The organism is Caldanaerobacter sp., assembly GCF_049701115.1.
Lineage (GTDB): Bacteria > Bacillota > Thermoanaerobacteria > Thermoanaerobacterales > Thermoanaerobacteraceae > Thermoanaerobacter.
This window is the reverse complement of the sequence record NZ_JBNATX010000012.1, coordinates 24,311-45,432: the sequence shown is the minus strand read 5'-3', so window position 1 is coordinate 45,432 and position 21,122 is coordinate 24,311. Positions and strand designations below refer to the sequence as shown.

General features: G+C 38.3%; 22 protein-coding genes and 1 riboswitch. Of the genes, 20 read left to right on the top strand and 2 right to left on the bottom strand.

Annotated elements, in window-relative coordinates:
- Positions 1-87 precede the first annotated feature (87 nt).
- From ACPLVE_RS05460 to ACPLVE_RS05440, 5 genes are all read left to right on the top strand, one after another.
- Positions 88-828 (top strand): efflux RND transporter periplasmic adaptor subunit, encoded by a 741-nt coding sequence (locus tag ACPLVE_RS05460; protein ID WP_424610522.1) that lies wholly within the window; start codon positions 88-90, stop codon positions 826-828.
- Positions 829-838: 10 nt separating this feature from the next.
- Entirely contained in the window at positions 839-1,576 is a 738-nt protein-coding gene (locus tag ACPLVE_RS05455) for an ABC transporter ATP-binding protein (RefSeq protein WP_424610538.1), read from the top strand.
- The gene (locus ACPLVE_RS05450) at positions 1,566-2,690 is read left to right on the top strand and encodes an ABC transporter permease (protein ID WP_424610520.1); all 1,125 of its coding nucleotides are present in this window, start codon (positions 1,566-1,568) and stop codon (positions 2,688-2,690) included. Before ACPLVE_RS05455 ends, ACPLVE_RS05450 begins: the two co-directional genes overlap by 11 nt.
- Positions 2,691-2,769: 79 nt before the next feature.
- Entirely contained in the window at positions 2,770-3,420 is a 651-nt protein-coding gene (fsa, locus tag ACPLVE_RS05445) for a fructose-6-phosphate aldolase (protein WP_424610518.1), read from the top strand.
- A gap of 83 nt (positions 3,421-3,503) precedes the next feature.
- On the top strand, positions 3,504-4,787 hold the full coding sequence (locus ACPLVE_RS05440) for an ABC transporter substrate-binding protein (protein ID WP_424610516.1): 1,284 nt from the start codon (positions 3,504-3,506) through the stop codon (positions 4,785-4,787).
- A 1-nt stretch (position 4,788) separates the two neighbouring features.
- On the opposite strand, the gene ACPLVE_RS05435 is transcribed toward ACPLVE_RS05440, so the two are convergent.
- On the bottom strand, positions 4,789-6,450 hold the full coding sequence (locus ACPLVE_RS05435) for a peptidoglycan D,D-transpeptidase FtsI family protein (protein ID WP_424610514.1): 1,662 nt from the start codon (positions 6,448-6,450) through the stop codon (positions 4,789-4,791).
- 177 nt (positions 6,451-6,627) lie between these two features.
- Between ACPLVE_RS05435 and ACPLVE_RS05430 the strand changes: the two genes are divergently transcribed.
- From ACPLVE_RS05430 to ACPLVE_RS05390, 9 genes are all read left to right on the top strand, one after another.
- The gene (locus ACPLVE_RS05430; RefSeq protein ID WP_424610536.1) at positions 6,628-8,802 is read left to right on the top strand and encodes a beta-glucosidase family protein; all 2,175 of its coding nucleotides are present in this window, start codon (positions 6,628-6,630) and stop codon (positions 8,800-8,802) included.
- 34 nt (positions 8,803-8,836) lie between these two features.
- Positions 8,837-8,971: riboswitch (cyclic di-AMP (ydaO/yuaA leader) on the top strand.
- Between the two features lie 82 nt (positions 8,972-9,053).
- On the top strand, positions 9,054-10,607 hold the full coding sequence (locus ACPLVE_RS05425) for an ABC transporter substrate-binding protein (RefSeq protein WP_424610512.1): 1,554 nt from the start codon (positions 9,054-9,056) through the stop codon (positions 10,605-10,607).
- A 49-nt stretch (positions 10,608-10,656) separates the two neighbouring features.
- The gene (locus tag ACPLVE_RS05420) at positions 10,657-11,667 is read left to right on the top strand and encodes an ABC transporter permease (RefSeq protein ID WP_424610510.1); all 1,011 of its coding nucleotides are present in this window, start codon (positions 10,657-10,659) and stop codon (positions 11,665-11,667) included.
- Between the two features lie 11 nt (positions 11,668-11,678).
- Positions 11,679-12,611 (top strand): ABC transporter permease, encoded by a 933-nt coding sequence (locus ACPLVE_RS05415; RefSeq protein ID WP_424610509.1) that lies wholly within the window; start codon positions 11,679-11,681, stop codon positions 12,609-12,611.
- Positions 12,612-13,613, top strand: coding sequence for an ABC transporter ATP-binding protein (locus ACPLVE_RS05410; protein WP_424610507.1), 1,002 nt, complete (start codon positions 12,612-12,614; stop codon positions 13,611-13,613). It begins immediately after the preceding gene.
- 17 nt (positions 13,614-13,630) lie between these two features.
- Complete coding sequence (locus ACPLVE_RS05405; protein ID WP_424610535.1) at positions 13,631-14,617, top strand: ABC transporter ATP-binding protein; 987 nt, start codon at positions 13,631-13,633, stop codon at positions 14,615-14,617.
- Between the two features lie 131 nt (positions 14,618-14,748).
- Positions 14,749-15,825, top strand: coding sequence for a bis-aminopropyl spermidine synthase family protein (locus ACPLVE_RS05400; RefSeq protein ID WP_011026055.1), 1,077 nt, complete (start codon positions 14,749-14,751; stop codon positions 15,823-15,825).
- Between the two features lie 106 nt (positions 15,826-15,931).
- Positions 15,932-16,063, top strand: coding sequence for a hypothetical protein (locus ACPLVE_RS05395; RefSeq protein ID WP_022587203.1), 132 nt, complete (start codon positions 15,932-15,934; stop codon positions 16,061-16,063).
- An 18-nt stretch (positions 16,064-16,081) separates the two neighbouring features.
- Positions 16,082-16,447 (top strand): hypothetical protein, encoded by a 366-nt coding sequence (locus ACPLVE_RS05390; protein ID WP_424610505.1) that lies wholly within the window; start codon positions 16,082-16,084, stop codon positions 16,445-16,447.
- 7 nt (positions 16,448-16,454) lie between these two features.
- Here ACPLVE_RS05390 and ACPLVE_RS05385 read toward each other — a convergent pair whose 3' ends face one another.
- Entirely contained in the window at positions 16,455-17,084 is a 630-nt protein-coding gene (locus ACPLVE_RS05385) for a methyltransferase domain-containing protein (RefSeq protein ID WP_424610504.1), read from the bottom strand.
- 198 nt (positions 17,085-17,282) lie between these two features.
- On the opposite strand from ACPLVE_RS05385, the gene ACPLVE_RS05380 reads away from it, so the two are divergent.
- The 6 genes from ACPLVE_RS05380 (at position 17,283) to ACPLVE_RS05355 (ending at position 21,113) form a co-directional block, all read left to right on the top strand.
- Positions 17,283-17,660: a DUF5320 domain-containing protein gene (locus tag ACPLVE_RS05380; protein WP_424610503.1), complete on the top strand. Its 378-nt coding sequence runs from the start codon at positions 17,283-17,285 to the stop codon at positions 17,658-17,660.
- Positions 17,661-17,828: 168 nt separating this feature from the next.
- Positions 17,829-18,194 (top strand): NifB/NifX family molybdenum-iron cluster-binding protein, encoded by a 366-nt coding sequence (locus tag ACPLVE_RS05375; RefSeq protein WP_424610501.1) that lies wholly within the window; start codon positions 17,829-17,831, stop codon positions 18,192-18,194.
- Between the two features lie 13 nt (positions 18,195-18,207).
- Positions 18,208-19,056 carry a P-loop NTPase gene (locus ACPLVE_RS05370; protein ID WP_424610499.1) on the top strand — a complete coding sequence of 283 codons (849 nt, stop codon included), beginning with the start codon at positions 18,208-18,210 and terminating at the stop codon, positions 19,054-19,056.
- Entirely contained in the window at positions 19,053-19,925 is an 873-nt protein-coding gene (locus tag ACPLVE_RS05365) for an ATP-binding protein (protein WP_424610498.1), read from the top strand. Before ACPLVE_RS05370 ends, ACPLVE_RS05365 begins: the two co-directional genes overlap by 4 nt.
- Complete coding sequence (locus tag ACPLVE_RS05360; protein WP_424610496.1) at positions 19,922-20,275, top strand: NifB/NifX family molybdenum-iron cluster-binding protein; 354 nt, start codon at positions 19,922-19,924, stop codon at positions 20,273-20,275. The genes ACPLVE_RS05365 and ACPLVE_RS05360 overlap by 4 nt, the downstream gene beginning before the upstream one ends.
- Before the next feature lie 19 nt (positions 20,276-20,294).
- Positions 20,295-21,113 carry an MBL fold metallo-hydrolase gene (locus tag ACPLVE_RS05355; protein WP_424610495.1) on the top strand — a complete coding sequence of 273 codons (819 nt, stop codon included), beginning with the start codon at positions 20,295-20,297 and terminating at the stop codon, positions 21,111-21,113.
- Positions 21,114-21,122: the final 9 nt, after the last annotated feature.

Here is a 21,122-nt window from a genome sequence, read left to right as displayed (position 1 = left end):
ATACTCCTTAGAACAGTTTTTTTAAAGATTGACAGCTATTTTGGCTGAAAATATAATAAAAGGTATAAAAAGAAGAGAGGTGGGAATGTGAAAAAGTTTCTTTATGTTTTGGCGGTCTCTATACTGCTTTTAATTACAGCAGGTTGTAGTTCAAAAGAAGAAAAGGAGTTTTTTACGGGGGTAATAGAAGCATCTTACTATTCTGTGCAGGGAGAGCTGTCTGGAAGAGTAGAGGAGGTATACGTAGAAGAAGGAGATAATGTAAAGAAAGGTGATAAGATAGCTTCTTTAGATGTATCACAATACTTGGAACAGGAAAAGATTGCAAAGGCTAATTTAGAGATTGCTAAGATAAAATATGACCAAGTTAAAAACGGGCCTAAAACTCAATCTGAGATAGCCGAATGGACCCTAAAACAGGCAGAAGCCAATTATCAACTGGCCAGAATTGCCGTGGAGAAGGGGAATATTCTTTCTCCTATAGATGGTACCGTGACAGCAGTTTATGTCAGACCCGGCGAAGTTGTATTGGCAGGAGGTCTTATAGGGCAGGTAGCGGACCTTCATAATCTATTTGTGAAAATATACATACCGGAGAAGCAACTTTATAAATTGAATATCGGGAAAGAAGTGAGCATAAAAGTGAATTTTGTTGATAAACCGATAAAAGGCAAAATAGTGTACATTGCTTCGGAGGGACAGTTTACTCCTAAGAACACTGTTACAAAGTCTACGAAGGAGGATGTACTTTTTGAAGTAAAGGTGAAGATTTTGTCTGATGTTGAAATTTTAAAACCGGGAATGCTTGCAGATGTTTACATTGATTGAGGTGGCAAAGATGGAGTACGCTATAGATCTTAAAAATCTTACGAAAAGGTTTGACAAAATAGTAGCTGTAGACAATTTAACTCTTAAAGTGCCTGCGAATAAGATTTTTGGACTTTTAGGTCCGAATGGCTCTGGAAAATCTACTACTATAAGGATGATATGTGGAATACTTAAACCCACAGAAGGAAAGGGATTTGTGCTGGGTTACGACATAGAAAAAGAAACAGAAAAGATAAAAAGGTCCATAGGTTATATGTCACAGAGGTTTAGCTTGTACGAAGACTTAACGGTGGCTGAAAATCTTATCTTTTATGGAAGTGTGTATGGATTGAGTAAAAAGGATATAAAGAAAAGGATGGAAGAACTTCTGAGTATGCTAGGGCTTGAAGGGAGAGAAAAGCAGATCGTTGGTACTCTTTCAGGAGGACTCAAGCAAAAACTGGCTCTTGCTTCTGCTATTTTACATGGTCCAAAGCTTCTTATATTAGATGAACCGACATCTGGTGTAGATCCTTTATCGAGAAAGATATTTTGGGATATGATAAAGGGTTTGTCAGGTCAAGGGATGTCCGTCCTTGTAACTACTCATTATATGGAAGAAGCAGAGAATTGTGACCTTACAGCTTTTATGTTGAATGGGAAACTTATGGCCTTTGGGAGTCCAAAGGAAATAAAAGAACAGCACGGTCTTTCTTCTCTGGAAGAAGTCTTTATTAAATATGTGAGGATGATGGAAGATGAAGCTTAATAGGCTTTTTGCAGTTATGAGGAAAGAGATAATACACATAAAAAGAGATAAGGTGAGTCTTGTAATATCCTTTATAATGCCTCTTACTATGCTCTTGCTCTTTGGTTATGCCGTTGCTACAGAGGTGGATCACATACCTATGGCGGTTCTGGATTTGAGCAATTCACACGAAAGCCGCGAATACATACAAGCTTTTCAAAATTCTCTCTACTTTAATCCCGATGTGTATGTGGAAAATGTGGGAGAGTTAAACAGGCTTTTAGATGAGGGAAAAGTAAGAGCAGGGCTCATAATTCCACCCGATTTTTCCCATTATAAAGAGAAGGTTGTGAAACCCTTTTTAAAGATAGATGGATCAGACCCTACTACTGCAAGGACTGCTCTATCGAGTGGGATAATGGTATCCCAATCTTTTTCAAATTCTTTGTTAAAAGAAGAGATGAGTTCTAAAGGAATGAAGATACCAAGTTTCGGAGTGGACTTGGCCAGCGTGGTGGAATATAATCCAGAACTTAATACGCAAGTATTTACCATACCAGGACTTTTAGGACTGGTAATGCAGAATATAACTATCATTCTCACTGCTTTTGCTCTTGTAAGGGAAAAAGAGAGAGGAACTATAGAACAACTGGTGGTAACGCCCATTACTTCTGCAGAGCTTATGATTGGAAAGTTACTGCCTTACGTGTTTATAGGTTATGCAGATTTTTTAATGGTTTTGGGACTTAGCACTTTCTGGTTTAAAGTTCCAGTGAAAGGGAATATTTATGCTTTGCTTTTGCTCGGACTGGACTTTATAATATGTGCTCTTGCTATAGGTATATTGATCTCTACAGTGGTTCAAAATCAGACTCAGGCAATGCAGGGAGCTTTTTTTATCTTACTGCCTACCGTTATCCTGTCCGGGTTTATCTTTCCGAGGGAGCAGATGCCAGAAATAGTAAGGGCTATAGGAGATATATTTCCCCTTACCTATTTTCTTGTGATATTAAGAGGCATAGTTATAAAGGGTGTTGATGTTTCTTTGCTTTTTCATCAAATAATTATCATTACTGCTATGTCATTGTTATTGCTTTTTGCTGCAATAGCAAGGTTTAAGAAAAGGCTCGATTGAAAATACTTTAAGCTTTTAATTTTCAAAAGTTAGTTATATAATAGAGATAAGGTCAAATAATTTTTCGGAGGGATGAATTATGAAGTTGTTTCTTGATACGGCTAATATAGAGGAGATACGAGAGGCTTACTCACTTGGGGTCATTTCCGGGGTTACTACAAATCCTTCACTGGTAGCAAAGGAAGGGCGAGAGTATAAGGATGTCATAAAAGAAATAACGGAAATCGTGGACGGGCCTATAAGTGCAGAAGTTATAAGCGACGACCATGACGGAATGGTGAAAGAAGCAAGGGAGCTTGCAAAAATACATAAAAACATAGTAATAAAAATACCTATGACTGCAGAGGGGTTAAAAGCAGTCAACATCCTTTCAAAAGAAGGTATTAAGACGAATGTTACCCTTATATTTTCTGCTAATCAGGCACTTCTTGCGGCATTAGCCGGAGCTACCTATGTAAGTCCCTTTGTTGGAAGGCTTGATGATATAAATACCGATGGAATGCAGATAATTGAAGATATAGTCACTATATTTACAAACTACGATATAAAATCTGAAATAATAACCGCCAGTGTAAGACATCCTATTCACGTGCTCGAGGCGGCCAAAATGGGAGCACATATTGCTACGGTTCCTTATAAAGTACTGATGCAAATGGTGAAGCATCCATTGACGGATATAGGGATTGAGAGGTTCAAAGAAGACTGGAGAAAAGCCGGATTGAAAATATAAATGAAAGGCAGGGAGGAATATCCCTGCTTTTTTTAGTTATTTGATAAGATGTTCAGGAATATATTATTATGAGGTGGTATAACGTGAAAAAAGCACTTTTATGGCTTTTATACTTTATGATTTTTTTATTTTTGATATATTGGCCTTTTCACATGAATGCCTACAAAAAAGGAGAGCTCGAAGAAAAAGAGATTGAGGAAAATTTTAGAGGGATAATAACTTTTTGGGATTTTCCGCATCCATCAGAAGAAGATTTATTCGGATTTAAATTTATAAAGAAGAAGATACAGGCTTTTCAGAATAAATATCCCGGAGTTGTGATAGATTTTGAGCCTCTTTCAGAGGAGGATGGAATAGAAAGGTTAAAAGAGGCCTTTTCAAAAGGAGTTCTTCCAGATATATTTCCAGTTAATCTGGAACTTGTGTGGTTATACAAAGATTTTTTACAGCCTATTACAAATTTTGTATCAAAAGGGAAAAATGAATACAATGAAGAGGCATTAAAAGCCCTGTCTTTAAAAGAAGACATATACGGACTGCCTTTGGGTATGTACACAAATGTGATTTTTATAGACAGAGAAATATTTGAAGATAAGGAGATAAGCCTGCCTGAAAAGGGATATTGGAATTATGAAGAATTTTTAAATAGTATGATAAAGGTCACAAAAAAGAGTGATAAAAAACCTGTATTTGGATTGGGTCTACCACTTTTTAATGGAACTTACAGCCTCTGGGGTTTTTTAATGCTAGACGGGGGAAAAGCTTATGACAAGGGCAAATACGCTTTTTTTGGGCCACAGGCGATTTCCTCACTTCAAAAAGTGCTTGACATGGCTGGAAGATACAGCGTGATAAATCCAGTTTCACTTGAGGGAGATAGAAAAAAACTGTGGGATGAGTTTACTTTGCGAAAAAATACAGCTGCATTAGTGGAAGAAAGTTTCAGGATTGCTGAGCTTAGCAATCTGTTTAAAAAGGGCAAATTATTTGAGTTTTATGTGGCTTTTTATCCTACGGGGGAAAGTGGCGTCCCTCTCACAATTTCTCCAAAAGTATATGGGTATGGAATAAAAAGAGAGGAAGACCCGAAAAAATTAGAGATGGAATACAAATTCATAAAATTCATTGTTCAAGATAGAGAAGAAGTGTTGAAATTAGGCTATATACCTGCACAAAAAGAATTTAAGATCGAGGACGAAAAAATGAAAAAGATTGAGGAGGCAGTGAAATATACAGAATTACCACCTATTGTTAAGGGGTGGGAGAAAATAAATAATGTTATTATTGAAGAGGTGAGAGAGGGGATTAGGGAGGGAAAGAATGCTTATGATGTCATCACAGAAATAGAAAAAAAAGTTAAAGAATAAACTATTTTCTTACTGCCTCATAATAAGAGAGCGTGTCTTTCAATATTTCCTGGGCTATTGGAGCAGCTACCTCTCCTCCCATATGTCCACCTTGCGTCGGATTTTTTACTATGACAAGGACCGCTATTTTTGGATTTTCTACAGGAGCAAAACCTGCAAAAGAAGCAGTGTATTTCCCTTTCTGGTAATTTTCTGTAGTGCCAGTTTTGCCGCCAACTCTGTAACCGGGGACCTGAGCCAATTGTCCGGTTCCCTCTGTCACTGTTTTTTCTAATATGTCCCTTAGAATGTCGGAAGTCTTTTTAGATATTACTTGTCTTACTGCTTGAGGCTTAAATTCCTTTATAATCTTGCCTTCATTTTTAATGTATTTTACAATGTGCGGGTACATGAGGTCTCCGCCGTTTATAACTGCTGAGAAGGCTGTAATCATCTGAATGGGGGTTACTGCAATTCCCTGTCCAAAGGACATGGTGGCAAAATCAACAGGATACACTTTATCCTTAGGTAAAATCATTCCTTCTGCTTCTCCAGGAAGTTCAATTCCTGTGGGGCTGCCGAAGCCAAAAGCATATATGTATTTGTAAAAAGTATCCAAACCCAATCTTTCGGCGATTTGCATAAAGACTGTATCACTCGATTTTTCTATGGCTTGAGCAAAAGTTATATTTCCAAGGACCGTCCAGCTTCTAATTTTTTTGCCAGACACTTCATAATACCCTGGGTCAAAGAATTGCTCTTCAGGGGTTACCACGGCGGAGTCCAGCGCCGCTGCCGCTGTTATTACTTTAAATACAGAACCAGGCTCGTAAATGCTGGATACAGCTGGATTTGCCCAGTATTCCTGAGATGGAACTTTCTGTGGGTCATTGGGGTCAAAGTCAGGAAGGTTTGCCATTGCCAGGATTTCTCCTGTCTTTGGATTCATGACAATTGCAGTTATTCCATCTTCTGGTTTGTACTTTTCATAGGCTTTTTTAATGGCTCTCTCTGCATAAGCTTGAATGACGGAATCGATGGTTAAAACTACATCTTCCCCCTCTTTCGGTTTGTGATATTCTGATGGTATTCCTATTTTATGTCCTTCTCTGTCTACTAAGGATATTTCTCTTCCAGGGACACCGCTTAAATATTTGTCAAGAGAGTATTCTAGTCCATAAAGGCCGTATCCGTCAACCCCAGTAAAACCAAGGACTTGAGATAACATTGTGCCATTTGGATAGTTTCTCATAGAAGTATTCTCTACGTATATTCCAGAAATGTTAAGCTTTTTTATAGATAAAGCTTTTTCCATTGGAACAAATCTTTCAAGCACTGTCCATTCCAAATCTTTTTTAGATAAAACCTTGAAGAGGGCTTCTTTGCTGATAGATAAATATTTTGACAGTTCTTCTGAAGCCTTCTCGGGGTCTTTTATGTATTTTGGAGAAGCGTATACATCCGCAGCAGGTATATTGCAGGCGAGTATATTGCCGTTTACATCGTAGATATTTCCTCTCTGCGGCCTTATTATTATGTCCGCTGTTGTCTGTCTTTCTACGGCAAGGGAGAGCTTTTCAGCGTTTATTACCTGTATCCACACAAGCCTTCCTATAAGTATGGAAAAAAGGATTAGAAAAAATACAAAAAGAAAAAAAGTGCGAAGTTTAAGGCTCTTTGTCACGACTTTCTACTCCTTTTTTTATTTGTTTTCACAAAATAATTATATCACAATTCCCAGCCGAAAAGACTGTTAAAAATTTTTTGACTTGAAATCTAGGCTATAGTAAAATCTATGTAAGGCAAGAATTCGTTATCAAAAGGGGGATTAGTAGTGGATATTGATAGGATAATTTCAGAAATGACTATCGATGAAAAAATTAGTTTGTTGGTAGGGATAGGTACACCTGGAGAGTTTGGCAACCCTCCTTCCAGAGTGAGAGGGGCTGCTGGAGAGACAAGGGAGATAAAAAGACTTGGGATTCCGCCTACGGTTCATGCCGATGGCCCTGCAGGATTGAGGATCGAGAAAAATGCTACTGCTTTTCCTGTAGCTGTTATGATAGCTTCTACCTGGAATAGAGAAATGGCACGGAAAGTTGGAGAAGCCATGGGAGAAGAAGCAAAAGAGTATGGAGTGGATTTCCTGCTGGCTCCCGGAATGAACATACATCGAAATCCGTTGTGCGGCAGAAATTTTGAGTACTATTCAGAAGACCCTTTTCTTACTGGGGAAATGGCGGCTAGTTTCGTAGAGGGGGTTCAGAGTCAAGGGGTTGGGGCTTGTCTCAAGCATTTTGCAGGAAACGAACAGGAAACGAAAAGGTACACGATTGATACGATAATATCTGAGAGAGCTTTGCGGGAAATATATTTAAAAGGGTTTGAAATAGCAATTAAAAAAGCCAAACCCTGGACGGTAATGAGCGCCTATAACAAACTAAACGGTTATCACGCTTCGCAAAATGAGTGGCTTTTGACTGAGGTTTTGAAAGAAGAGTGGAAATTTGAAGGGTTTGTAATGAGCGATTGGTACGCGGGGGACAGTGCTTCTTGTCAAATAAAAGCTGGAAATGACCTTATCATGCCTGGGGAAAGCCAGCAAAGGTATCCGGAACGAAAAAGGGATATCGAGGAGATAAAGGAAGCTCTTGAGAAGGGACTCATAACGGAAGAGATTATAAATGAAAGGGTTAGAAGAATTTTAAAAGTTTTAACAAATACTATTTCTTTTAAAAAGCACCCCTATTCTGATAAGCCGGATTTGGAAAAGAATGCAAAGATTTCTTATGAAGCGGCATCAGAAGGAGTAGTTCTTTTAAAAAATGATAAGGTTCTACCTTTATACAAGGGTGCAAAATTAGCGATTTTTGGTACAGGACAGATTGAGACTTTCAAGGGAGGACTTGGGAGTGGAAATACCAATCCTAAATATGTGGTTAGCATATTGGAGGGTTTTAGAAAAAGAGGCTTAAGCGTAGACGAGGAGTTAGCGGCGACATATGAAGAGAAGGTAAAAAAGATGAGGCAGGATGAATATAAGCCTACGAAGGCTTTTGGAAATTGGCTTCTTCCGAAGCTTCCAGAGGACTGGTTCGATGAAATAGAATTAGAGAGAATTGCCGAAAGGAATGAGGTAGGAATTATAGTGATAACGAGAAGTTCGAGTGAGGGGATAGATAGGGCTCTGGGAGAAGGTTATCCAATTCCTACCTCTGAATGGGTAAAAGATGAAGAAGCTTTATCCCGCGTCATACCTTATTCTTATTACTACCTTACACAAGATGAAAAGAATCTCATAATAAAAGTCTCTAGGGCTTTTCACTTGAAGGGGAAAAAAGTCTGCGTCATGCTTAATATAGGAGGAGTTATAGAGGTGGCAAGTTGGAGAGATTTTGTAGACGGAATACTTCTTTTGTGGCAGCCGGGTCAAGAAGCAGGGTATGTGGCTGCAGATATATGCTCTGGGGAAATTAATCCCTCTGGCAAGTTGCCTACTACTTTTCCGATGGATTACAAAGACGTGCCTTCATGGACCTATCCAGGAGAGCCAAAAGAAAACCCGGAAAGAGTAGTGTATGAAGAAGATATATATGTGGGCTACAGGCATTATGACACTTTCGGGAAAGAGGTTGCTTATGAGTTTGGTTTTGGCCTGTCTTACACGGAATTTGAATACAAAGGCTTAAGAATCGAGAAAAGAGATGAGGCTTTACAAGTGGAATTTGAAATTAAAAATGTTGGCAATTGCCCGGGAAAAGAGGTGGCACAGGTATACATAAAAGCGCCTAAAGGTAAAATTGACAAGCCCTATCAGGAATTGAAAGGTTTTGAAAAGACCCATCTTTTAAATCCGGGAGAGAGTCAAGAGATAAAAATAGAGATTCCTCTAAAGAGTCTTGCAAGTTTTGATGGGAAGGATTGGCTTTTAGAAGGAGGGAAATATCTAGTAAGAATTGGTTCTTCTTCGAGAGACATAAGGCTTATTGGAAGTATAGAAATTGAAGAAGAGAAGAGATATTCTGTGTTTGACTAACTGGTAAAAGTATGGTACAATTTAATAAACAACTTAATCGTTATCGCTGAACCCGAAAAGGGGCGGGGGACCCACACTTTTGGGGCGAATCTCTTCTTACGGGAAGAGTAGGGTTACTCCTTCGACCCGAGCCCGTCAGCTAACCTCGCAAGCGTGGGAAGGAGAAATATCCAGGACCGCTGGATATTTCAGCGGCCTTTTTATACCCCCGTCCTTACCATAAATTTACATTTAAGGGGGTATATTTTATTATGAAAAAAACTGCTATCCTTTTGGCACTTCTTTTATCACTTTTGCTCGTTTTAGGGGGATGTACATCCTCTAAGAAAGTAACTTCGGAAAAAGATGGGGGAACCATTGTAATAGCTTTGAATAAGGGCAGCATTGTGACATTGGATCCGGCCGATTACAGAGATAGAGAGACTGAGACAGTAATAAGAAACATATTTGATGGGCTTGTGACGCGTACATACGATGGAAAAGTAGTCCCTGAAATAGCAGAGTCTTGGGAAGTTATATCGCCTACAGAATGGGAGTTTAAAATAAGAAAAGGTGTGACTTTTCAAAATGGAGACCCTCTTACAGCCGATGACGTCGTATTTACATTTAATAGAATAATAAAAGAGGGGGGACTTGAAGGGAAAACTTCTCCAAGAAAAGGCTTGATGGGACCTGTGGAAGATGTCAAAAAGATCGATGACTATACGGTTAGATTTATACTAAAAGAGCCTTTTCCGGTTTTGCTTCAGGCACTGGTTCATCAGCAGATAATACCAAAAAAATATTATGAAGAAGTGGGGTACGAGGAATTTTTAAAGCATCCTATAGGAGCAGGACCTTTTAAGTATGTATCTGGGAAATTGGATGAGCAGATAGTTTTGGAAAGGTACGATGGATATTACGGTGGTTCTCCAGACATTCCCCCTGTTGGTCCTCCAAGTCTAAAAAGAGTTGTATTCAGAATGATACCTGAGCCCTCTACTGCAATAGCGGCTTTGGAAAAAGGAGAGGTAAATATAGTTCAGTATATCCCGCCTGACATGATAGAAAGGCTAAAGAAAAATCCAAACATACAGGTAAAAGAAAACATGGGGACAAGGGTGTATATACTCGAGATAAATAACAAAATGCCACCTTTTGATAATCCAAAGGTAAGACAGGCTTTAAATTATGCAATAGACATGGATTCTATTGTAAAAGAGATTTACAAAGGTTATGGGGTAAGACTTGCAGGGCCAATGCTTCCATATGCTTTTGCTGCAAATACTGATTTAAAGCCCTATGAGTACAATCCTGACAAGGCAAAAGAGCTTTTAAAAGAGGCTGGAGTTTCTGATTTGAAAGTTGTCATAGATACGCAGCCTTTTAGAGAAGAGGAAGCCTTGGCTATAGCTAACATGCTTGAAAAAATGGGCATAAAAGCTTCTGTAAGGACTTGGGAATGGGGAGTTTTGCAGTCAGAGATACAGAAAGGCACCAGGCAGCTATATCTTACTGACTGGGGAAATGCGTATCTTGATCCATTTGATTTTTTAAATCCAAAGCTAAAGACAGGTGAAAGAGGAAACTATTCTTTCTACAGCAATAAAGAGGTTGATAAGCTTTTAGATGAAGCGGCAAAAGAGACGGACAATGCTAAAAGAAAAGAGCTTTACTACAAGGCTCAGAAGATAATATATGACGATGCTCCATGGGTGTTTGGATATTCTTTAAAGACTGTAGAAGCAGCGACTAAAAATGTAGAAAACTGGAAGCCAAGTATGGACAGCAGAGAAAATATGCACAGAGTAAAGCTTTCTGAATGAGCAAAAAGGGGGTACCCCTTTTTGCTCTAAAGTGGATGGGGGAATTTTTATGAGGGAAGTTAAGGTTTTAAAAAGGGTATTTTACACAATTCCTATAATGCTAGCAATAGCTATAACGGTGTTTGTGTTTATGAGATTTACGCCAGGGGACCCTGTTGACATAATGATGGGAAAAGAAAGCATGGTGTCACAGCAGGATATAGAACTTTTAAAGAAGGAGTTTAATCTTGACAAACCGATATATACACAGCTTTACATTTTCCTTGCAAATCTTTTAAAGGGAGATTTGGGAAAGTCTATAACAAAGGGAGTTCCTGTAATTAAACTTATTAAAGAAACTTTACCCGCCACAATTGAACTTGCTCTGGCTGCATTAACCCTCGGGATTTTAATAGGTATTCCCATAGGGATTATATCTGCTGTCAAGCAGAATTCCTGGATTGACAGAAGTATGATGGCAATATCCTTTACAGGAATATCAATGCCTTCTTTCTGGCTGGGATTGATACTCATTCTAATTTTCTCGGCTAAGTTAAATTTACTTCCGAGTCAGGGCAGAATAAATTTTCTACTTCATATACCTAGAATAACAGGTTTTTACACTATTGATTCTCTTCTTGCTGGAGATTGGGAAGCCTTTTTAAGCAGTATAAGGCATCTTTTTTTGCCTGCTCTAACTTTAGCAGCTCCTTTAGCAGCTGTTCTGGCAAGAGTCATGAGGTCCAGTATGCTGGAGGTCTTAAGAAATGACTATGTAGTCTTCGCAAGGGCTAAGGGAGTGCCTGAGAAATTAGTAATACTTAAGCATGCTGTAAGAAATGCATTGATTCCGACAGTCACGGTATTAGGCATGGAAGTGGGTGCACTTTTGGGAGGCAATATGATAGTTGAGAATGTCTTTGGATGGCCTGGAATAGGCAGGCTTGTTGTGACTGCGATATTTGACAGGGATTATCCACTGGTGCAGGGAGTGGTAATGTTTTATGCCTTTACTTTTGTCATAGCAAACCTTTTGGTAGATATACTCTACACTTATCTGGACCCCAAGATTGAACTGTAGGGGGTGTTTAAATGACTATAAAAAATGGGATAGTGCCTGCAAAGTACTACGAAGTATCTTATAAAAAATCAAATTTAATAACTAACCTTTTAAGCCTTTTAGGGAAGATAAAAAAGCATCCAACTGCTTTAATTGGAATGCTTACAATTATAGCCTATATTTTAATGGCTGTATTCGCACCTTTTATTTCACCTTACAGCGTTAAATACTCAGACCTTTCAGCAAGACTATTGCCCCCTGTGTGGAGTGGAGGAACGTGGGCACATCCACTGGGAACTGATCAGGTAGGAAGAGATTTGCTTACACAGATTATATACGGTTCTAGAATATCAATACTGGTCGGCTTTTTGACTGTTTTAATTTCAGCATCTATTGGGACTTTCTTAGGAGCAATTGCAGGATACTACAGAGGAACAATTGATACTGTGATTTCTCGCTTTGCTGATTTTTTGCTTTCTTTTCCTTTCTTAATATTTGCAGTTGGAGTAATGGCAGTTTTGGGGCCCGGATTCTGGAATTTGATTTTAGCTCTGACATTTAAAAGCTGGGTGGAATTTTTTAGATTAGTAAGAGGTGAAGTCTTGGAGGAGAAAAATAAAGAATATGTAGAAGCTGCTCAGGCTTTGGGTAGAAGCAATGGTGCGATAATTGTATCAGAAATTATGCCTAATATATTCCAGTCAATATTTGTCCTTGCCACATTGAGAATGGGATACATGATAATTATGGAGGCATCTTTGAGCTATTTAGGTTTAGGTGTGCCGCCGGATATTCCTACATGGGGTTCTTTAATAAATTCAGGAAGGAACCACATATTTGACGCCTACTGGATATCTACTCTTCCAGGCATAGCTTTAGTGATACTGGTACTTAGCATCAACCTTTTTGGAGAAGGATTAAGAGACATATTAGACCCGAGGCTTAAAGTGGAAGGAAGTGAATAAATGCTTGAGATTAAAAATTTGAAAGTGACTTTTGAGACAGATAGGGGATTAGTAAAAGCGGTAAATGGGATTGACCTAATACTTGAAAGAGGGAAAATTTTAGGCCTTGTAGGAGAATCGGGTTCAGGGAAAAGCATGACTTTGCTTTCTATTTTAAGGCTTGTCCCTTACCCGGGTAAAATTGTAGAAGGGGAAATTCTCTTTGAAGGAGAGGACCTTCTCAAAAAATCGGCTCAAGAGATGAGAGAAATAAGGGGAAAGGACATAGCCATGATATTTCAAGACCCAATGACCACATTAAATCCAGTGTTTCCTGTAGGAGAGCAGATAAGGGAATCCTTGAGGGTTCACAATATAATAAAGCCTGAAAAAGAAGGTATATTAGGTTTTCTCAGGAAAAGGGACAGAAGAAAAAAAGAATATGAAAAGGCAGTAGAACTTATGGAAAAAGTCGGGATATCATATCCTGAAAAAAGATATTTTTCTTATCCCCATCAGTTCAGTGGAGGTATGCAGCAAAGAGCTATAATTGCTATTGCTCTTTCATGTAATCCTAAACTACTTCTGGCAGATGAACCTACAACTGCACTTGATGTGACAATTCAGGCACAAATTTTGGATTTATTGAGACAAATAAATGAGGTAAACGGCACCTCCATAATTTTTGTAACTCATGATCTGGCAGTGGCGGCGGAGTTTTGCGATGAAATAGCTGTCATGTACGCCGGGCAAATAGTGGAAAAAGGACCTGTAGACAAAGTAATAGAAGAACCAAAGCATCCTTATACAAAAGGGCTTTTGAAGTCTATACCTAAAATAACTCGGAAAAAAGAAAAACTTTACGCTATACCGGGAAATGTCCCGGATTTGGCTTCTCTTTCACCTAAAGGCTGCCCTTTTTATGAGCGGTGTGAAGAAGCAGTGGAAGAATGCAAAGAAGTTACCATTCCTTTAATTGAGGTTTCAGATGGAGAACTTGTGAGGTGTATAAAGTACCTCTAAAAGATGGGGTGTTAGATATGGGAAATGGCACTTTTATTCAAATAAAAAATCTCAAGAAATATTTCATAGAAGAGCCAGACTTGTTAATGAAGCTTGTAGCTAAGAAAAAGAAAAGGGTTGTAAAAGCTGTTGATGATATAAGCCTTGACATAAACAAGGGGGAGACTCTGGGGCTGGTTGGAGAAAGTGGCTGTGGGAAAACTACACTAGGACGTACGATTGTAAGGCTTTATGAACCTACAGAGGGAAAGATAATATTTGAAGGGGAAGACATGACTAGGGCAAGAGGAGAAAAGTTAAAAGAATACAGAAAAAAAGCTCAGATAATTTTTCAAAACCCTTATTCTTCTTTAAATCCCAGGAAGACAGTAAGGCAGATTTTGTCAGTACCTTTGATTGCCTCTGGCGTAAAAGACCCTCACGAGAGAGAAGAGAGAATTATGTATCTTTTGAATAGAGTTGGTTTAAATTACAGGCAGATGGATTCTTATCCCCATGAATTTTCAGGTGGACAGAGGCAGAGGATAGGCATAGCACGTGCTTTAGCAATGAGCCCTGAATTTATTGTGGCTGACGAGCCAGTTTCAGCCCTTGATGTGTCAATACAGGCGCAAATTATAAACCTTCTAGAGGAATTGAAGGAAGAGTTAAACCTTACTTATCTTTTTATAGCACATGATTTGAGTGTTGTATATCATGTAAGCGATAGAGTTGCGGTGATGTATCTAGGAAAAATTGTAGAAATGGGAAAAACTGAGGATATTTTCTTCAACCCACTTCACCCCTATACAAAAGCTTTGCTTTCTGCCATTCCCTCTGTTGATAAATCAAAAAGAAGGGAAAGAATAATATTAGAAGGCACTGTACCATCTCCTGTGAATCCGCCAAAAGGCTGTAGATTTAGTACCAGATGCTTTGTAAAAAAGGGGAAAATATGCGAAGAGGTAGAACCAGAACTAAAAGAAGTTGAAAAGGGACATTTTGTAGCTTGTCATCTGTATTAGTGTTGAAAATCTCCCCTTGACTTTTTCATTTGGCAGGATGTATAATTTTATTCGGTCCATTAAAAAGGGATCTGAACGGGGTATACCCCTATAGGGTATTATGAAAATTAATTACTTCAGGGGGTGAGGTGATGAAAAAACTACAGGAGATAGCGGAGGAAATAAGCAGGAATACAGGTGTTGTAACCTCTGCTAAGGATGTAGAGAAAATCTTATCTGCTTCTGCATCTACCAATCACTTTTGGGAGATAATTACGCTATCTCAAAAGCCTTTTCCGGTAGTTGCAGAAGCAGTTGAGATTTTAAGGAAAGAAGGTTTTGTAGCTGTAACTGAAGAGAAGGAGATAAAATTTACAGAGAAGGGTATGGAGTATTTAAAAGAGCAAAACATCTTTCCAAAAAGGACCTATACTTGCCCCCATTGTGAAGGAAGGGGAATAAACCTCTCTCTGCTTTCAGACCTCATAAAGAAATTTGACGAAGTAACTGAGGACAGGCCAAAGGCTATTAGCGATTATGACCAAGGGTTTGTTACGACAAATACCACTATTGCCAGAATTGCTTTAATGGCTGAAAGAGGAGACTTGGAGGGGAAAAAGCTATTTGTTTTGGGTGATGATGACTTAGTTAGCATTGCGGCAGGGTTGTCACAAATGCCTAAAGAGATTGTGGTCCTGGAAATAGATGATAGGTTGGTTGATTATATCAATAGGAAGGCAAAAGAATTAAATCTTCCCATAGAAGCGATGAAATATGACTTCAGAGATAAACTTCCAGAGAAGTATATAGGCTACTTTGACACCTTTATAACTGATCCGCCGGAGACGGTGGATGCTCTAGAGCTTACAATAGGAAGAGGGATTTCTACTCTAAAAGGTGAAGGCTGTGCGGGTTATTTCGGTGTGACTTTAATAGAGGCTTCTTTGGAGAAGTGGAATATTTTTCAGCAAATTCTAACGAGCAAATTTAAAGTAGCTATTACTGATATAATTTATGACTTCAGCCATTATGTGAATTGGGACTATCTTTTGACAACTGTGGGCAAGCCCTATGACTTTGTGCAGGTGGAACCGAAGCTTAACTGGTACAGGTCTTCAATGTACAGGATAGAAACTTTGAAGGATTCAAAAGGGATTGAGAATGTATATAAGCCTGTTGAAATTTATGTGGATGAAGAGGCTATAATCTATAAAGGAGAAAAGAAATAGGCTTCTGCTGATGCAGAAGCCTATTTTTAATAAATAAACAAGCACAAGGCCAGGAGTAAAGGCATATATAGAAATGAGCAGATAAATTTGAGAAAGAGTGATATTGATGGAAAAGCAAAAAGAGGGTTTTGATGCCTATTTGTTTGTGGTTATTTTTACATTGATACTCTATTTTGCTTTAGGATATGCGAGACCTGAAGAGCCCGCTATAATAATTTTCCCGTTGCCTATAAGATAATATGTCAGGGGGATAGAAATGTTTGAGCCCGATAATTTTGTAGAACAGCTTAAAGAGCTTCTTTTAAAACTTAGAGTAGAGAAAGGCAACGAAGGGATTAATGAAGAAGAGAGTGAAGAAAAGGACGATGAAAAGGGTTCTTCAGGAGGAAACAGTGACAGAAAGGGAATACTCAAGCCATCCCAGATAATGGTCATTTTGGCTGTACTTAGCGGTGCATTAGAGCCAATTTCTATAATTGTGGACAGAAACCAAAATGTGCAGGTGGTTTTATCAGGAACTTTGAGAGTGCCGTTAAAAACTGATGATTCTTCAAAGGATGGTTTGACAGAGGATGAAGAAAAATTTATAAATACATTAAAAAGCCTACTCTCAAAGATTTAGAAGATCTCTATTTTTTTGCACTTATGACCACAAATGACCCTTTTCCAAAGCCGTACTTTACAGGCTCTTTTTCTTTTATTTCGTCGAGTTTTTTAAATATAGTCTGAGAAAAATTGAAATTTTTAAAACCTGCTTCATACAGCGATTCTACTATTTCAGCTGTTGTGAAAAAGGTGGCTTCTTTGTAAAAAAGGCTTTTCTCCTTATTTGCTTGATATATTCTCCCTATTGTGCTATCTCTGTCTACAAAGCCTATCAATATTGTTCCATTGTTTTTTAGTACTCTGTAGCATTCTTTTAATGCCCTCAATGGATCGTCTACAAAACATATCGTAGTTACCATTAAAACAAGGTCAAAAGAGCTGTCTTCAAAGGGCAGATTTTCTGCTACTCCTTCTATTACATTAAGCCCTTTTTCTATTGCTATTTTTCTCATTTGCAAAGAAGGCTCTATCCCATTTTTTATCCCTAAAGGCAGTGCAAATCTTCCTGTCCCAATTCCCACTTCTAAACCCTTTTCAAATTTGGGCATCAAAAGTTTCACAGCGTCGAGTTCTGATTGGTAAGCATACTCATTTTCTACAAACCACTCTTCATATCTGTCAAAGTGCTTTTCAAAGGGGGATATTTTGGGCATCTTTTTCATCCTTTCAACTTTAATTTTGCGTCAGCTTCTTTACTTGACTTCATTATATCACATTTATACATTTATTCCATTCGAATTTTGTGTTTAAAAATTATTTTTCTGCACAAAATATTATTGACATAAGTTCAAAATGGTGATATTATATAACTAGATAATGGTCATATGACCAATATAAAAGGAGGGATTGATATGCCAAGAGGAGATAGAACTGGTCCTCTCGGATTAGGTCCAAGAACCGGAAGAGGGTTAGGATATTGTTCAGGATACAATGTGCCTGGTTACTTAAACCCTATTGGAGGATATTGGGGTTGGTGGGGAAGAGGTCCAGGATGGGGGAGAGGTAGAGGATTTGGCTGGAGATGGGCTTACTACTTGACAGGACTTCCTGGATGGGGAAGAGGATGGTGGTATGGTAACGTACCTCCAGCAAATGTACCGTATAATCCATACAATGTAAATGAGAAGGACATTTTAAGTGCAGAAGCGAAGTATTTAGAGGACCAGCTAAAATATATAAGAGAGAGATTGGACCAACTAGAGAGGAAAGAAGATAAAAAAGAGGATTAATGGTTTGAAGGTGCAGTCACATAAATGTGGCTGCTCATTTTTTTAGTTATGATTTACTTTAATTTGTAACATACACTTGTTTAATAATTTATTGACATGAGCTAAAAATAATAATATATTAGAAAGTGGAAATTAACATATGTCAAAAATGATTGGAGGGAACGAAGCATGAAAGTAGCTATTTCTTCTCAGGGTAAGAATTTGGAATCCCAAGTAGATACAAGATTTGGGAGAGCACAGTATTTTTTGATTGTGGATACTAGTTCAATGGAGTATAAAGTGATTGACAATACTGCTATGGGTCAAAGCAGTGGTGCAGGAACAAAGGCTGCACAGCTTCTTTTGGATGAACAAGTGGAAGCAGTGATTTCCAGTAATGTAGGGCCTAATGCTATGGAAGTCTTTAAAGAGGCAGATATTCCTGTCTACAAGGCGATGGATGGGGATGTCAAAAAAAACATAGAGGCTTTTAAAAAGGGAGAATTAGAAAAAATAACGGAACCTACAAACCAAGGACATCATCATCACTGGTAAAGGAGCAGCAAAAATGAAGAAAGTCAAGATTTCTGTCTTAAGTGGGAAAGGTGGAACAGGTAAAACAACAGTAGCAGTGAATTTGGCAAGAACTTTAAAAGAGGTTTACTATGTAGATTGCGATGTAGAAGAACCTAACGGTCACCTTTTTTTAAAGCCACAGATAGAGATTCAAAAGGATGTTAATGTGTTAATACCAGAGATAGACTATGGAAAATGTACTTTGTGTGGGGAGTGCGTGAAGGCATGTAGATTTGGAGCGTTGACCAAGCTCTTAAAAAAAATTTTGGTTTTTGACCATTTGTGCCATTCTTGTGGGGCGTGTTATGAAATATGCCCCTATGATGCCATAAGAGAAGTACCAAAAAAGGTGGGAGAAATTAGAGAAGGCAATAGCCAGGGCATAGGTTTTATAGACGGGAAGCTAAATTACGGAGAGGCGACGGGAGTACCAATTTTAAGAGAAATAAACAAAAGAATAGAAGAGTTAGACAAACCTGTTATCGTGGACAGTCCTCCAGGTACTTCTTGTCCTGTAATCCATTCAATCGAGAACAGTGATTTCTGCCTTCTTGTTACAGAACCGACTCCTTATGGACTGCATGACCTTGACTTAGCGGTGAAGCTGGTAAAAGACATGAAACTGCCTATGGGAATTGTTATTAATAAAGCTGGAGAAAAAGACGAACTTATAGAGGAATACGCAGCAGGAGAAGGAATAAAAGTTTTGGCCAAGATTCCTTTCAAAAGAGAACTTGCAGAGTCTTATTCAAAAGGAAAACTTTTAGTTGAGGTGGATGAAGAGATAAAGGGTATATTTGAACGTTTAGCAAAAGATATATTGGAGTTGATAAGGAAATGAAACAGATAGCTATTTTGAGTGGAAAGGGCGGAACGGGCAAGACCACGGTTGCTACTACATTGGCTACGATTGTCAAAAATAAGATCATGGCCGATTGCGATGTTGAAGCTCCTAATTTAAATATAATGCTTAAGGGAGAAATAATAGACAAGCAGGACTTCTATGGCAAAGAAGTTGCAGTGATTGAGAGAGACAAGTGTATAGAGTGTGGTCTTTGTGAAGAACTTTGCCGATTTAATGCAATTTCTAACTTTGAGGTAAATCCGTACTACTGTGAAGGTTGTGGCTTGTGCATGTACAAATGTCCTGTCGGAGCTATTAAAATGGTAGAGGAAAAAACAGGCCACATCTTGTATGCTAAGACGAAAGATGGAGAAAAAATCGTATATGCAGAGCTGTTTCCTGGAGCGGATGGCTCCGGTAAATTAGTAACAGAAGTTAGAAAAAAGGCAAAAGAAGTAGCGGAGGGAGAAGAATACCTGATAATCGATGGTACACCTGGAATTGGATGCCCTGTGTTAGCTTCGGCAACCGGCACAGATTTAATCTTGATTGTTACAGAACCTACGCTTTCCGGGTTTTCAGATATGAAAAGGGTTATTTCAACGGTGGAAAGTTTTAAGATACCTATAGCTGTTTGTATAAATAAATGGGACCTTAATAAAAAAGTTTCTGACGAAATAGAGAACTATTGCAAAGAAAGTGGGATCCCTGTTGTGGGGAAAATCAATTTTGACGAAACAGTTGTGAAGGCTTTAAGGGATTTTAAAACCTTAAAGGAGTATCCTGAAAGTCCTGTCTACAATCAAATTTTAGACATGTGGAAGAATATAGAAAATATCTTAAAAGAAAAGGTGGTGAAAGAATGAAAATAGCCGTTGCTTCTGAGGGAAATCAGGTTTCAATGCACTTCGGTCATTGTGAAGGATTTTGGGTGTTTGAAATAGAGGATAGTAAAATAAAGAACTCCTATTTTTTGCGCAATCCGGGGCATAGGCCGGGCTTTCTCCCAGAGTTTTTAAAGGAAAGGGGTGTAGACTGTGTGATTTCTGGCGGCATGGGGATGAGTGCTCTTGAACTTTTTGAAAGCTACGGAATAGATGTGATCACAGGAGCAGAGGGAGAAGTATTGGAGGTCATTAAGAAATATGTGGAAGGAGAGCTTAAAAAGGAAAAAGGTCCTTGCGAGGAGCATGGCTCCCATGGACATTTTCACTAAGAAAGGGGGATGAAAGTAATTGGAAGTGCAGGTACTAATAGAAAATGTGGTTTTTACAAAGAATCTTGTAGCAGAGCATGGTCTTTCTCTCCTTCTTAAAAAAGGTGATAAAGAAATAGTGGTGGATACGGGTCAAAGCGGAAATTTTATAAAGAACTGCAACCTCATGGGAATAGATATAGATAGGATAAAAAAAGTAGTACTTACACATGGCCATTATGACCATATAGGAGGATTGGAGAGCCTTATAAAAAGAAGGCCAGACGTGAAGATATATGCTCATAAAAATATATTAGATAAAAAATATGCGTTAAGGAAAAGTGGGAAATTGGAGGAGATAGGTTTTGATTCTTCTTTTTATCAAATGCATAGAGATAATTTCGTGTTGATAGAGAGAGATACGGAAATAGAAGAAGGATTTCATGTGATAACAAATACAGAGGTCAAATACAATAATGAGTTTACTACAAAGAATTTCTTTACAGAAAAAGATGGACAAAAAGTTCCTGATAAATTTCTAGATGAGGTTTTTGTGGTAGTAGAAGAAGACGATAGTATAAACGTGGTGACAGGTTGTTCTCATGCAGGGATTTTGAACATAATAGAGACAGCAAAAAATAGATTTAAAGGGAAAAATATAAAATCTTTGATAGGTGGATTTCACTTAAGAGGCATGAAAGAAGAGGAAATAAGGGATATTGCTGAAAAAATTGAGGAATACGGTGTAAAAAGAGTGCTCACTGGACATTGTACAGGTATAGACGAGTATAGTATATTAAAGTCTGTGTTAAAAGATAGCATTTCTTATCTTAGCACCAGTTCTTCTTTTGTAGTTTAATTAGATAAA

Excerpts from the sequence above, each read along its gene's own strand:
- ACPLVE_RS05455 (WP_424610538.1), top strand. The coding sequence starts at position 839 with ATGGAGTACGCTATAGATCTTAAAAATCTTACGAAAAGGTTTGACAAA.
- ACPLVE_RS05450 (WP_424610520.1), top strand. The coding sequence starts at position 1,566 with ATGAAGCTTAATAGGCTTTTTGCAGTTATGAGGAAAGAGATAATACAC.
- fsa (WP_424610518.1), top strand. The coding sequence starts at position 2,770 with ATGAAGTTGTTTCTTGATACGGCTAATATAGAGGAGATACGAGAGGCT.
- ACPLVE_RS05430 (WP_424610536.1), top strand. The coding sequence starts at position 6,628 with ATGACTATCGATGAAAAAATTAGTTTGTTGGTAGGGATAGGTACACCT.
- ACPLVE_RS05425 (WP_424610512.1), top strand. The coding sequence starts at position 9,054 with ATGAAAAAAACTGCTATCCTTTTGGCACTTCTTTTATCACTTTTGCTC.
- ACPLVE_RS05420 (WP_424610510.1), top strand. The coding sequence starts at position 10,657 with ATGAGGGAAGTTAAGGTTTTAAAAAGGGTATTTTACACAATTCCTATA.
- ACPLVE_RS05415 (WP_424610509.1), top strand. The coding sequence starts at position 11,679 with ATGACTATAAAAAATGGGATAGTGCCTGCAAAGTACTACGAAGTATCT.
- ACPLVE_RS05410 (WP_424610507.1), top strand. The coding sequence starts at position 12,612 with ATGCTTGAGATTAAAAATTTGAAAGTGACTTTTGAGACAGATAGGGGA.
- ACPLVE_RS05405 (WP_424610535.1), top strand. The coding sequence starts at position 13,631 with ATGGGAAATGGCACTTTTATTCAAATAAAAAATCTCAAGAAATATTTC.
- ACPLVE_RS05400 (WP_011026055.1), top strand. The coding sequence starts at position 14,749 with ATGAAAAAACTACAGGAGATAGCGGAGGAAATAAGCAGGAATACAGGT.
- ACPLVE_RS05395 (WP_022587203.1), top strand. The coding sequence starts at position 15,932 with ATGGAAAAGCAAAAAGAGGGTTTTGATGCCTATTTGTTTGTGGTTATT.
- ACPLVE_RS05390 (WP_424610505.1), top strand. The coding sequence starts at position 16,082 with ATGTTTGAGCCCGATAATTTTGTAGAACAGCTTAAAGAGCTTCTTTTA.
- ACPLVE_RS05385 (WP_424610504.1), bottom strand. The coding sequence starts at position 17,084 with ATGCCCAAAATATCCCCCTTTGAAAAGCACTTTGACAGATATGAAGAG.
- ACPLVE_RS05380 (WP_424610503.1), top strand. The coding sequence starts at position 17,283 with ATGCCAAGAGGAGATAGAACTGGTCCTCTCGGATTAGGTCCAAGAACC.
- ACPLVE_RS05375 (WP_424610501.1), top strand. The coding sequence starts at position 17,829 with ATGAAAGTAGCTATTTCTTCTCAGGGTAAGAATTTGGAATCCCAAGTA.
- ACPLVE_RS05370 (WP_424610499.1), top strand. The coding sequence starts at position 18,208 with ATGAAGAAAGTCAAGATTTCTGTCTTAAGTGGGAAAGGTGGAACAGGT.
- ACPLVE_RS05365 (WP_424610498.1), top strand. The coding sequence starts at position 19,053 with ATGAAACAGATAGCTATTTTGAGTGGAAAGGGCGGAACGGGCAAGACC.
- ACPLVE_RS05360 (WP_424610496.1), top strand. The coding sequence starts at position 19,922 with ATGAAAATAGCCGTTGCTTCTGAGGGAAATCAGGTTTCAATGCACTTC.